Consider the following 13762-nt stretch of genomic DNA (forward strand, 5'->3'; position numbering starts at 1 on the left):
GATAAACTAATTTTTGGGTGGAATGACACTATAAAATTTCAGGCCCTCCGCTTCAAACTTTTTGTATAACACAAGCAGCACATCGTTTTTGAGCGACGAAGCATTGGCCGCGGCGTTTACCCAGCAGTAAACACTCAGATAGATCATCTCGGCACTGATATCCTGTATGCTGATCCCGCTATCTCTATCCTGTATATAATGTGGGCTGGACATCATCGCATCTTTAATCCATTCTTTCGCTTTGTCCAGATCGGCCTGTCGATCGATATGGAGTACAAAGCTTGTTTTGCTGTATTCCTGTGATAAAGTCCAATTGACGACTCTTCCAGAGAGTAAATCGCCATTTGGAATGATAACATCGGCACCATCTGCAGTTTTGAGGACACTGGCGCGTATACCGATTTCTTTGACCCGCCCTTTTTTGTCGGCAAGTTCAATTTGGTCACCCACCCGAAATGGCTTGTCAAAAACCAGAATAATGCCCGACACAAAATTATTGATGATATTCTGCATGCCCAGACCGATACCAACACTCAGCGCTCCGATGACAACGGTAAGTTTATCCAAACTCATTCCCAGGGCAGAGATTGCCATAAAAAAACCAATCAGAATAATCGCCAACCGAAAGAGCGGAAATAGGGTCATCTTCTGATTATAGACCTGGCTAAGCTGACCGTCTTCACCGCCGAGAACAATCAAACTGATATTTTTTTGAAACCAGTTGGCCACCAGAAGCAGTAAAACAGCCACAACAAGGTTGCCGAGTGTAAAAGATATGCTTCCAATGCTGCGCACTTTGCCAAAAAAGACTTCGCTCGCGGCCAATAATGTTTCTATAAACTGTAAGTTGTTTGCCAACACAATAATGGCCAAAAGCACACATACGATCCGAAGAATTTCGGTGATGATAGCCAATGTACGCTGTTCGTTAAAACGCATCCAGAATCCTGCAGTCAGTCGATCTTTTTTAAACTGATTACGTACATCAGCCTTAATCATGTCTGCAAAATACTGCAACGTAAAGGATTGGACTAAACCAACAGCACAGGCAATACTAAAGCTCCGCGAGTGCTCAACATGGCCAATCACATTCAAGGTAATTGCCGTGATATTGAGGATAGCGAAAACAACATATATAAAATTGCTGATATACCCCGGACTATCTGCATTTTTGATTCGTCGCTTTGTGTAGCTAACAAGTCCCAGTGCAATCAGATTAAAGGCGATACAAACGATCCTTAAAAAGAGGTCATCGCTTACGATCATATTGACAAATACATCCAGGAGATAGAATACAATGAGGATAATGGCAATTTTACGCTGTAACCCGCTCATGCGATGCCTTAGCAAAAACATGAAGATTAACATAATGACCAATTGGGAAGCCTGCAGAATGAAACTTGGTGTAAAGAAGTTTACAAAAGGCAACAGTGTCAAGAGAAAAATAATTGTTTTCCCAACGATAGCATCAATCGCAAGTTTATGTTCAGGATCATTCTGTCGAAGGATATAGGACACCCGCACAATCCAGTAGCAATAGCCTAATCCCAATACAATCAATAGGATACGGCTCGCCCAATCGGTCCGATTAACATATTTGTCTATCGCTGTATTGTTACTATAATTACTCCGTATATTGTTTAAAATTACATCCTTTGAAATCGCCGCCGTATTCGCTTTCCAGATCGAACTTTTGCTCGATGTAGAATCGACCTTTTTACTTACATTTTTAACTTCATGCACAGCATCCAGACGCAGCAAATGGCGTTGGTTTTTGGCGATAAGTTCATCTATCGTACGGTTGATGGCCTCCAGAGAATCCATTTTTGCCGACAGCTTGAGCTGAGCATTATCAAGGTATTGATACGCTCGACTATGATTACTGGTACTAATATCATAACGGTTGACCAAATTCCTGATCTGATCCTGGGTAATATTAAGACTGTTTGAATAATTACTGATACTGCCCTTAATAGACTTCAGCTGCCTAATTTCTTCGTGAATACTATTTTTAATTGCAGCAATGCTGTCTTTGGCCGATCCTGTATTGGTCGCAGTATACGTATTGGATTTCTCATTCAGTTGTGCAACGAAATCCGCCATTGAACCTGTTCGAATATTAGCAAGAAAAGTCAAATTGACCTTCTTCAGGTCATTGCGTAAGGAGTCATTGCCAACGCGTGTGGAATCCACAGCTGACCTTTTATTGAAGCCAACATGTGCCGCGGTTCGATCGTTACTCTGATTTCTTCTAACCTGAACTGAATCCTGTGCAAACACATGCAACTGAAAAGCCAAGAGACTTAAGACAAAAATAAAACGCTTAACAATGCCCAATTTCATACTTCAAATTTTGTTGATTTCCTTACCTGACAATATGTAGCCAAATGCAATGAACACTACATCTTGCAAAGAAAGGACCAAAGGTATTTCTTCGACAAAAATAACTTATCTCCCGTTAAAATCGAATAGCATCCGATAGTTTTAGTTCTTCCAGTCGTTTTACTTTATCATCACGATAAAATAAATTCATCGTCTCAAAAGGAATTAATTTCAAGTCTTTGTTGACGATATGGACACATGATTTTTTGACTGCGCGAACGTCAAAATCGTAGGCATCCATAAAATTCATAATGATAATTCGGAAAAGATTGTCGTAATCAAGATCAGGTGCGCAGACTTCGGGTAAACAGCAAAGCAACTGGTTTACTTTTGGCTTTACCTTATCCACAGAAATTCCCGTGCTAAATATATCCAGCAATTGCATCTGAACACCTTTGTCCTGTTCATATACAATGGTGTTGCGCGATTGGCTATTTAACAAAATAGCAGGATCTATATGTCGGGTCAAAGGTATACGCTCCGCTCCTATTTTCAGTATATAGCCCATCGCCAAAGCATCAGGATTACAAGGAACAGGAATAATATCATGTGGATCCAATAGTGGATATTGATTCAGGATTTCCTGACGTACCTCCGTTAATGTCATTTTATGTTGCTGTGCATCGGCCGCATTTCGACCGGCAATTTCCACCGGTTGAAAGGTTACCCCCCGTACACATCGCTGTTGTAAGGCGTAATCCAATATTTCCCCTATTTCATCATCGTTGGTTCCTTTTTCCAGGACAACGACCAAGGTTGTACTTAGATTGAGTGCATTTAATTTGTCTATGGCCTTTTTTCGGATATCCGTAAGATCTTTGCCCCGGAATTTTTCAAGCACCGATGGGCGAAAGGAATCGAACTGGAGATAGATTTCAAATTCAGGCGCATAAGTCGCGAGTTGCTCAGCAAAACCAGGATCATTTGCAATTCTGATCCCATTCGTATTGAGCATGAGATGCTTAATAGGCTTTGTCTTCGCAATGTCTAAAATCTTAAAAAAATCAGGATGTATGGTTGGCTCTCCACCGCTGATCTGAACCACATCCGGTTCACCTTCACTTTCGACGATTTTGTCAAACATCCGTTCAATTTCTTCCAGCGAGCGATGTCGTCCATAATGGGGCGAGGACATGGCATAACAGGTTGGACAGGTCAAATTACAGCGGTCGGTCACTTCGATGATAGAAAGGCAACTGTGCTGTTCATGATCGACGCATAAGCCACAATCATAAGGACAGCCATAATGTACTTCATTATCAAATTTCAAAGGTGTTTCTGAGGCTTTATTATAATTCCGAATATTCTTATAATAGTCAACATCAGTTGCAATCAGTGTTTTAAAAAAGCCATGATCAGGACAGTTTTTTGTCATAAATACCTGTTCATCCTCGATAATAATCTTGGCACCAACACGCGAAAGGCATGTTGGACATAGGCTGATGGTGTAATCGTAGTATGTATAGTTTCTAACTGGCATAAAGCTGATCTCTAGTTCATAAAGGTAAGTCCACAGGCAAGTCCTCCTGCCAACATTGCTCCAATTCCGCCCAACAATACTTTAAGCCAGGGATTGACATTGAATTTTGATTCTTTATTTCCAGCTTTAATAATCGAGCCGATAATAATAACCAAAAGTGCAATACCGATCACAATAGCACCTATAGTAAGTAGAAAAAGTCCCAACATCGCGGTACTTTCCGATCCAAATGACCCCTCAAGCAAATACATAATTTCTATTTTTTGATTAAACGTTCATTTTTTAATAAATAAATATAATAAATTATCACCACGATGCAGGTAATTTGTATGGTACTTAGCCCCAAAAGTATAATTGCCCGTGGCTTAATAAAGTCCAACAGGAAACGAAAACTAAAATAACTAAGCATAAAAAGCTGAAACAACACGCCATTTCGATAATTGTATCGTCGTTTAAAAAGTTGGAGTCCCACAAATAACAGCAGTAAAAATGCGATTTCATACAGCGCTACCGGATGCCGTTTATAGGCATCCCCCAGATACATCCCCAATGGAGACGTTGTGGGTAAACCATAGGTCTGCTCGAATACACCCGTATAAAAACAACCTACCCTACCAATGGAAATTGCACTAATCAAGGGAAAGACCATCCGATCACCGGTACTTTCTTTTTTACCCATGATCTTTTTCATCCCTTCCACGGCAACCAAACCTCCTGCCAAGCCACCGATTATCGTATTGTTCACCCAGATGTAAGCCCATTTATGTGTCGCATTGAGCAATTCAGCCGGGCGTTCGAGAGAACCGATGACATGTGAGCCGATTAAAGCCCCTAGACCGGCAGCAATAACAATAAGAAGGGAATTGGTATGCCCTAAACTTTCCTGATCCTTCCATTTGAGCAGCTGATAATAACGCATACCAATAAACATCCCCAATCCTTCCATAAAAGGATGTAAGAGAAATGTTTTCCCAAACAAATCTATCGTAACCGGAAATTCAATCGCCATAAGCATAAACAAGTATACGAAAGACGATCAAGAAAATGATAAACAAAAGTTTCTGCACATAGGACAAAGCTCTTAAAACCAAAAAGCCAGTCTGAAGAACAGACTGGCTTTTAAATAAATATTTTAAAAACGGGAGCTTATAGCTGATTGCTATACACAAATCGGATTTCCTCACGTAGATTATAACGCGAGGCCATCACTTCGCCATAAGCGCCTGCGGAACGAATGGCAATTAAGTCACCACGTTTTGAAACGGGAAGTGGTACTTCCTTACCAAAGCAGTCGGACGATTCACAGATTGGCCCAACTACATCGTAGTTAATGGATTCGGCGCTGTCTGTCGCGCTGATATTTTCAATTTTATGATAGGCCTGATACAAGGCCGGGCGCATTAATTCAGTCATTCCAGCATCCAATACCAAGAAATTTTTCTTGACACCATTTTTGACATACAACACGCGGCTTACAAGGCTTCCGCATTGCGCGACCAAAGCCCGCCCCAATTCAAAGTGCACTTCTTGCTGTGCTGTACGCTCCAGGAAGCGGTCGAAAATATCAAAATAAGCTTCAAAATCAGGAATTGTATTTCCATCAGGATTTTTATAATCAATCCCCAATCCGCCACCGACATTCAATACACGGATTTGTGTACCGCGTTCCTCAAACCAGTTTTTCCATTCATTGACCTTCACGCACAGGCTTTTGAATACGGTCATATCCGTAATCTGTGAACCTACGTGAAAATGAAGACCAACCAATTCAATAGATTCACATTTTTTAAGCACGGCTGCACATTTTTCCAAATCGGCATTAGGCACACCAAATTTGTTTTCATCAAGCCCTGTTGTAATATAATGATGGGTGTGTGCATCCACATTTGGGTTGATCCGTAAAGCCACATTTGCTTTTACACCTTTCTTTGAGGCAAGCTCATTGATGACCTCAAGCTCCTGAATGGATTCCACATTAAAAGCAAAAATATTTTGATCTAGCGCATAATTGATTTCCTTATCAGATTTACCAACTCCCGCAAAAGTGACTTTCTTGGAATCAAAGCCACATTCAATGGCTTTCTTTACCTCATTGCCACTCACACAATCCGCACCAAAGCCGATCTCTTGAATCGCCTTCAATAACTCGTCATTAAAATTGGCCTTTAATGCATAGTGAACATGAAATCCCCGTTTGTGGGACGCAGCATGCGCAGCCTCCAGGGTCTTGTTTAACACATTCAGATCATAATAATAAAACGGCGTTTCTTTCTCTGCAAACTTCGCCGCGATACCTGTATTTATCATATAAAAACCTACTTCTTAAAATAAACGATTGTGCAATGAACGTAATGCTTCTGTTTTATGATCTGAATTCAATAGAATCGACACGTTAAAGTCTGAACCACCGTAAGAAATCATACGAACTGGAAGGTGTTTTACAGCGTCAAGTACGCGAGCAGCATAACCATGGCTATTCAAACCGAAATCGCCTACAACGCATACAATTGTCTGATCACCATCTACTGTTACAGAACCAAAATCCTCCACTTCTTTGATAATATCAGCCAAATTGGTTGTATCATCAATGGTCAACGATACCGCCACTTCCGAAGTTGTGATCATATCGATTGGTGTTTTATAACGTTCGAATATTTCAAAAACACGACGTAGGAAACCATAGGCAAGTAGCATACGCGATGAGTGGATGTGAATTGCCGTGATACCGTCTTTCGCGGCAATGGCGCGAATACAACCTTTCTGAGCACCGTCCTTACTGATCAAAGTCCCTTTTGCATTGGGCTCCATCGTATTCAATAACCGAACTGGAACGTTATATTTTTGCGCTGGGAATACCGATTGTGGATGTAAAATTTTAGCACCAAAATAAGCCAGCTCCGCAGCTTCATCAAAGCTTAGATGTGCAATCGGTGTTGTTCCTTTGACAACACGAGGATCATTATTGTGCATCCCATCGATGTCTGTCCAGATCTGAACTTCCTCCGCACGGATTGCTGCGCCGATCAATGAAGCCGTATAATCTGAACCACCACGGCGCAAATTATCGATTTCACCAAATGAATTTCGGCAAATAAAACCTTGTGTGATAAATAACGTATTTTCTGGGCTCTGTGCCAAAATATGACTTAGTTTTTCGCCAATGTATTCCACCATAGGCTCATTATCCTCATCAATTTTCATAAAATCCAGGGCTGGTAACAACACAGATTTTATACCGATTTCGTTCAAATAGAAATGCCATAAAGCAGTAGACATCAATTCACCTTGCGCCAGAATAACTTTTTCTTCAATAGGTGTAAATAATTCATTGGCTAAAGTAGAAATCAGATTAAAATGGTAATCGATCAATTCTTTACCATTTTTATAACCTTGTTCAGTGCTGAAAAGTTCTTTAATAAGGTCTTCGTACTTATCCTTATGCTTCTTGACCAAATCTTTAGCTTCGTCCTTCTTACCTGCTGTGTAAGCTTGACCTATTTCAACCAAAGCATTTGTCGTTCCAGCAACTGCGGACAATACGACGATCTGACGTTCAGCGGGGTTTACAATATCCAACAACCCTTTGATACGTGCTGCACTTCCCACGGAAGTACCACCAAATTTTAAAACTTTCATACTGAAGTTACAATTATTAAATTTCTGTGTGCCAATATAGGCAATTCATGAATTTATATTAAAAGAAATGCGGCACAAAATCATGAAAGTTTTGTGCCGCATATCTTATATGTTATGCGGAAGAATTACTTCTTCAAGTTTTCGATCAGTAGACCGGCCAATTCTTCGCCGATTCTTTCTTGAGCTTCATTGGTTGCCGCCCCAATATGTGGCGTCAACGAAATTTTTGGATGTTTTAAGATCTCTTCGCGTGGAGTAGGTTCATTATCGAATACATCTAAACCGGCGAATGCAACTTTACCCGAATCCAATGCTTTCACTAATTCCAATTCATCAATAACGCCGCCTCTCGAGGCATTAACTAAGCCAACACCATCTTTCAATAATGGGAACTCTGCAGCTCCGATAGCTGGTTTATCCAAAAATGGAACGTGTAAAGAGATAAAATCTGAAACTTTAAATAAGTTGCCCATCTCCACTTGTTGAATAGGTACCTCAACTTGGATACCACCTGAAAGTGTTATGGTCAATGTTTTTGGTCCTTCGAACAAATCCGTGTAAACCACATCCATCCCCAGACCAATGGCGATTTTGGCAACTTCGCGACCGATACGACCAAATCCAACGATACCGATCGTTTTACCACGAAGCTCAGTACCAGCACCATAAGCTTTTTTAAGGGCGCCAAATTTTGTATTGCCCTCAACAGGCATTTTTCTATTAGAATCGTATAAGAAACGTACACCATTCAATAGGTGAGCAAAAACCAGCTCAGCAACTGATAAAGAAGATGCTGCAGGGGTATTGACAACAGCAATCCCTTTTGAACGGGCGTAGTCTACATCAATATTATCCATGCCTACTCCACCACGGCCGATAACTTTCAAGTTAGGGCAGCCATCAATCAGGGCCTGACGTACTTTAGTTGCACTACGTACCGTGATTGCATCATAAGCAAGGAGCTTTTCTGGAAGCTCTTCTTGCGGAATATGAGTTGTATCTACACTATGACCTGCATCTTCCAGCATTTTCTTTCCTAGTGGATCGATACCGTCATTCGCTAATATTTTCATCTTTATAATTCGTTTTTAAAGGTATCAGTGCCGTTCAACTCATCGGAAGATCCAACCAGGTGAATACAATACGACCTCTATAATTCTTAATCTAACTAATTATCTGTTTGTCAACTGCTAAATTTCAGCAACATGCACACTGCCTTATGCCGTATGCGTGTCCTCAAATTCTTTCATTGCATCAATCAACGCATTTACGCTGCTTAATGGTAAAGCATTGTAAATCGAAGCTCTAAATCCACCTACAGAACGGTGACCTTTGATTCCGATCAAATTACGCTCTTTTGCCAAAGCCAAAAATTCAGCTTCCAACTCTGGTGTATCCATTACAAAAGTAACATTCATGCGTGAACGATCTTCAACAGCTGCAGTACCTTTGAACAATGGGTTACGGTCGATTTCATCGTATAAAGCACGTGCTTTGATGATATTCTCTTGCTCCAATACAGAAACACCGCCCTTTGCTTTTAACCAACGAAGGTTTAACATCGAAACAAAGATCGAATATACCGGTGGAGTATTGTACATTGAACCACCATTGATATGCAATTGATAATCCAACATCGACGGAAGAACACGTCCTGATTTACCTAAGATATCATCTTTAACAATCACGAGTGTAACACCTGCAGGGCCCATATTTTTTTGAGCACCAGCATAGATCAAATCATAGTCAGCAACATTGATCTCACGTGAGAAAATATCAGAAGACATATCAACAACCACTGGCAATGCCGTTTCAGGTTTATCAAAAACCTCAGTACCGTAAATGGTATTGTTAGCTGTATAATGAAAATATGCAGCATCTGTTGGGATGGCATATCCCTTAGGGATGTAGGAATAATTTTTATCAATCGACGAAGCTACAACATCTACTGTACCGAATTTTTTAGCTTCTTTTAATGCTTTTGTAGCCCAGACACCAGTATCCAAATAAGCAGCTTTACCTCCTTCAGGTAAAAGATTCAACGGCGCCATTGCAAATTGCAAACTAGCCCCTCCTTGAAGGAAAAGAATCGAATATCCCTGAGGTACTGCCAATAACTCGCGTACTAATTGTGTGGCTTCGTCTATCACTGCTTCAAACTCTTTGGAACGGTGAGAGATCTCTAAAATTGATAAACCGGTGTTGTTAAAATCAATTACAGCTTCTGAGGCTTGTTGAAATACTTCCTTTGGCAGAATACATGGACCTGCTCCAAAATTATGTTTCATTGATGTTATAGTTTGTTTGATTGCTATTCTTTAACCCTAGCTAAGCAATCCGTTGTTTAAAAACCAAAGGTAAAATAAAATTATATATTTTTCAACTAATCTGTTTTTTTATTGAAAATTTATAAAATTCTAAATGATTTCAATAAAAAGATCGCACAACAAACACCTAGTTCAATGCAAAAAATATCAAATAAGCAGCACTTTCCACGCCATATCTACCTGATTATCTTGCAAATACTCCTTAGCTTTAAGTTGAAGATGGGTATTACGGGCGGATTGATCGCCAATAAAGGCATTAAGCAATTCGTAAATTTCAGGGAGACTAGTTATATCATCTACCTCATGTGGAGTGGGTAAACGTTCGATCTGAGCCAACTTAATTTTCTCGTTTTCCGTAAAAATATTCGATTCCCTTATAAAAGGAGGAAGCTGATTGTAATCCATAAAAAAGCAGAAATTTTATTCAAATTTCTGCTTAATATCTCAGAAAATAAAATTCTTATATTTTTTCGATAATTCGATCGGCAAATTCACTTGTTTTGACTAATGTAGCATCATCCATTAAATTGTAAAAATCTACGGTCACGGTCTTGGCAATTATGGTTTCGCCCAAGGCCTTAACAATTGCCGCCGCTGCTTCTGTCCATCCAAGGTATTCGAGTAGCATAACACCGCTTAAAATAACCGACGAAGGATTCATGGTATTGGTATTTGCAAAACGAGGTGCTGTGCCGTGAGTAGCTTCAAAAACAGCATGCCCTGTTTTAAAATTTATATTAGCTCCCGGTGCGATCCCTATACCGCCAACCATTGCGGCCAGCGCATCAGAAATATAATCACCGTTCAGATTTAAAGTTGCCACAACGGAAAAATCCCGTGGATTAAGTAAGATCTGCTGTAAAAAATTGTCGGCAATAATATCTTTAATCAAAATTTTACCTGAATCCAAGGCGGCTTTTTGTTCCTGATTAGCAACCTCCGCACCTTTTTCTGCTTTCGTTCGCTCCCATTGTCCCCAGGTATACGTTTTGTCGGCAAATTCCGTTTCAGCAACCTCATACCCCCAAATCTTAAAAGCACCCTCCGTAAATTTCATGATATTTCCTTTGTGAACAATCGTCACTGAAGGTAAATTGTGATGAATAGCATGTTCTATTGCCGCACGGACCAGTCTTTTCGACCCTTCCTCAGAAACCAGTTTGACACCGACTCCTGTTGTGGCCGAGAAATTGTAATCAATATCAAGCTCGTCATGCAAGAAATCCTGAAACCTGTTGGCTTCAGCTGTTCCCGCCTGAAACTCTATTCCAGCATAAATATCCTCCGTATTTTCACGAAAAATCACCATATCCACATATTCCGGATGTTTGACTGGTGAAGGTACGCCCACAAACCATTTTGTCGGCCTTTGACATACGTAGAGATCCAAATCCTTACGCAAAGCAACATTCAAAGAACGGATTCCGCCGCCTACTGGCGTGGTTAGTGGCCCTTTAATTCCAACGAGGTATTCTTTTAGTACATTTAGGGTATCTTTTGGTAGCCATTCGCCTGTTTCGTTAAAAGCTTTTTCACCTGCCAGCACCTCCTTCCATGTTATTTTCCGTTTTCCATCATACGCTTTCTCCACCGCTTGATCAAAAACACGCACTGCCGCATGCCAAAGATCAGGACCAATACCGTCGCCGATAATAAAAGGAATTGTTGGAAAATCTGGAACCTGTAAAGTTCCTTCACTTGACATTGTAATCTTATTTGACATAACCTTCAATTTTAACGGACAATTACTATCCCTTATTAAACATATTTCCGATCTCTTTGCTAATTTTTCTAAAGATTGGAGCTGCTTCAACATCTTCATACTCGTCGATGTGTGCATTTTCCACTCTACTAGGAAACACTAAAACAAGATTTTCGTTTGCATAAATACGATCTAATTTCTTTGCTACCCCATCTAGAGAATCACGATAGGAAACTTCTCCATTTCTGGCCGAAACAAAAATAAACATCGCATCTTCTTCCTTAAACGCTTTAAGGCCCTGCAAATTGTCCCAGGCATCGTAATACTCAAAGGTGACAGGAACAGAATTTTTCAGCTCAACAAGATGTTCTTTAATGGCGGCAGCAGAGCGTTCATCAACAACAAATGTTACCGGAACGGATAGCTCCTGCGCCAGTTTAACAACCTTCTCCAGCCAATACTCGAACCCAAATTCTGCCTCGCACATGGGTGGTGCAAAAACGACAATGGATTTATTAGAAATAAAAGGTTTTTTAAAATGACATAACATCACATTAGCCGAGGTTCTGTTTAAGATACTTTCCGTTTTTTCTCCAACAAACTTATCCATAAAATTGGCCGCACTCGGCCAGCCCAAAACAATACAATTGGCAGAAACTTCTTTTGCCGACCGTGCAACCCCGCTAGCAATGTTTAAATCTATTGTGGCACTGATATTAACGTTTGTTTCACTACCCGAAGCATACCTGACCATGTTATCCAGGTTCTTCCGTGCTTTGGACATGTTTAATTGAGCCTGCTCATTATCCTTCACAACGGACACGATATTGACTGGATAGGAACATTTCTTACTTTTAATATAGGTTGAAAAATCCAAAATAGGCTCCATATTATCCATGTTAGCGATAGATATCAAGATGTTTTCATCTTTTTCCTTCACCACATCTGTATGTTCTTCGTCCTGTTCACCATCCATAACCACTTTACGCGAGGCATTTCCGGTAACCACTGTAGCGACAATACAGGTAACCAAAATCAACAGAATCGTACCATTAAGCACATTCTCATCGATAATACCGTTCTTATGTCCAACCATGATTACAGCTAGTGTTGCAGCAGCATGAGCACTACTTAAACCAAATATCAGATTGCGCTGACCACGGCTATATTTAAAAACGAGCTGCGTCAACCATGCGGCCACATATTTACCGACGATAGCCACAACGGTCAGTGTTCCAGCAATAATAAGTGCCTGCGGCCCCTTCAAAATCACGCTGACATCGACAATCATCCCCACAGATATCAAGAAGAAAGGAATAAAAATCGCATTGCCGATAAACTCAATTCGGTTCATCAAAGCGGAAGAGTGTGGTATCAGTTTGTTGAGAGCCAGACCGGCAACGAAAGCCCCAATAATCGGCTCAAGGCCGGCAATTTCCGCTAAAAATGCAGCAAAAAACACGACAGAGAGCACGAAGATATAATTAGATGTCTTCTCACTCCCCAAGCGTTCAAAAAACCATTTTGCAATCCTTGGAATAACACCAAACATGATAAACAGGAAAATAGCAAAGGAAATCGTCAGGGTAATCCAAAATTCATTGCCAATATTTCCCTGAGAAACGCCGGTAATCACCGCAAGAATAATCAGCACGGCCGTATCCGTCAGGATTGTTCCACCTATCGTGATCGCAACAGCCTCCATTTTAGAAATACCATAGCTATTTACGATGGGATAAGAAACCAGCGTATGGGTAGCAAACATGCTTGATATCAACAAACTCGGTAAAACACCGTAGCCCAGTAAAAAATGACAAACAGGATAGCCAATACTGATCGGAACAATAAATGTTAAAAAGCCAAAAAGTAAACTCTTATTCTTGGTCTTTTTAAACTCATTCATATCCAACTCCAAACCAGCAATAAACATGATATAGAGCAGGCCTATTGTTGAAAACAGTGTGATAGCCGAGTTTTTTTCCAACCAGTTGAGCCCATGTGGTCCAATAATAACACCAGATATAATCAATCCAATAATACCCGGAACCTTAATCGGTCGCAGTACGATCGGTGATAACAGGATAATAAAAAGTACCAGCGAAAATATAAGTACAGGATTTTGTAAAGGCGCTTCGAAAGCGTGGGAAATATGCTCAAAAGTTTTATTCATAAGTGCTTGTATACTAGCCGTAATATGTATATACTTATTTTTCTATACAGCTCGAAAAATAGTTA

11 protein-coding genes are annotated in these 13762 nt (G+C 40.4%); all 11 read right to left on the reverse strand.

Features of this window, described 5'->3' with window-relative positions:
• Positions 1-6: 6 nt before the first annotated feature.
• The 11 genes from B4N43_RS06590 to B4N43_RS06640 all read right to left on the reverse strand — a co-directional run bounded on the left by B4N43_RS06590 (position 7) and on the right by B4N43_RS06640 (position 13697).
• Positions 7-2343, reverse strand: coding sequence for a mechanosensitive ion channel family protein (locus B4N43_RS06590; RefSeq protein WP_145328515.1), 2337 nt, complete (start codon positions 2341-2343; stop codon positions 7-9).
• A gap of 115 nt (positions 2344-2458) precedes the next feature.
• The gene (locus B4N43_RS06595) at positions 2459-3862 is read right to left on the reverse strand and encodes a radical SAM protein (protein ID WP_120334702.1); all 1404 of its coding nucleotides are present in this window, start codon (positions 3860-3862) and stop codon (positions 2459-2461) included.
• An 11-nt stretch (positions 3863-3873) separates the two neighbouring features.
• Positions 3874-4113: a hypothetical protein gene (locus tag B4N43_RS06600; RefSeq protein WP_046675824.1), complete on the reverse strand. Its 240-nt coding sequence runs from the start codon at positions 4111-4113 to the stop codon at positions 3874-3876.
• A gap of 5 nt (positions 4114-4118) precedes the next feature.
• Positions 4119-4871, reverse strand: coding sequence for a prolipoprotein diacylglyceryl transferase (locus tag B4N43_RS06605; RefSeq protein WP_088163511.1), 753 nt, complete (start codon positions 4869-4871; stop codon positions 4119-4121).
• A 137-nt stretch (positions 4872-5008) separates the two neighbouring features.
• On the reverse strand, positions 5009-6169 hold the full coding sequence (lysA, locus tag B4N43_RS06610) for a diaminopimelate decarboxylase (protein WP_075991987.1): 1161 nt from the start codon (positions 6167-6169) through the stop codon (positions 5009-5011).
• A 15-nt stretch (positions 6170-6184) separates the two neighbouring features.
• Positions 6185-7498 carry an aspartate kinase gene (locus B4N43_RS06615; RefSeq protein ID WP_088161047.1) on the reverse strand — a complete coding sequence of 438 codons (1314 nt, stop codon included), beginning with the start codon at positions 7496-7498 and terminating at the stop codon, positions 6185-6187.
• Between the two features lie 125 nt (positions 7499-7623).
• The gene (locus B4N43_RS06620; protein WP_286733662.1) at positions 7624-8571 is read right to left on the reverse strand and encodes a D-2-hydroxyacid dehydrogenase; all 948 of its coding nucleotides are present in this window, start codon (positions 8569-8571) and stop codon (positions 7624-7626) included.
• A 144-nt stretch (positions 8572-8715) separates the two neighbouring features.
• On the reverse strand, positions 8716-9786 hold the full coding sequence (gene serC / locus B4N43_RS06625; RefSeq protein ID WP_088161046.1) for a 3-phosphoserine/phosphohydroxythreonine transaminase: 1071 nt from the start codon (positions 9784-9786) through the stop codon (positions 8716-8718).
• Positions 9787-9972: 186 nt separating this feature from the next.
• The gene (locus B4N43_RS06630) at positions 9973-10230 is read right to left on the reverse strand and encodes a hypothetical protein (RefSeq protein ID WP_088161045.1); all 258 of its coding nucleotides are present in this window, start codon (positions 10228-10230) and stop codon (positions 9973-9975) included.
• Positions 10231-10285: 55 nt separating this feature from the next.
• The gene (gene icd, locus B4N43_RS06635) at positions 10286-11548 is read right to left on the reverse strand and encodes an NADP-dependent isocitrate dehydrogenase (protein ID WP_088161044.1); all 1263 of its coding nucleotides are present in this window, start codon (positions 11546-11548) and stop codon (positions 10286-10288) included.
• 25 nt (positions 11549-11573) lie between these two features.
• Complete coding sequence (locus tag B4N43_RS06640; RefSeq protein WP_075991981.1) at positions 11574-13697, reverse strand: cation:proton antiporter; 2124 nt, start codon at positions 13695-13697, stop codon at positions 11574-11576.
• Between the last annotated feature and the right edge of the window lie 65 nt (positions 13698-13762).

The sequence above is a fragment of the Sphingobacterium sp. UBA1897 genome (genome assembly GCF_002337775.1).
GTDB classification, from domain to species: Bacteria; Bacteroidota; Bacteroidia; order Sphingobacteriales; family Sphingobacteriaceae; genus Sphingobacterium; species Sphingobacterium siyangense.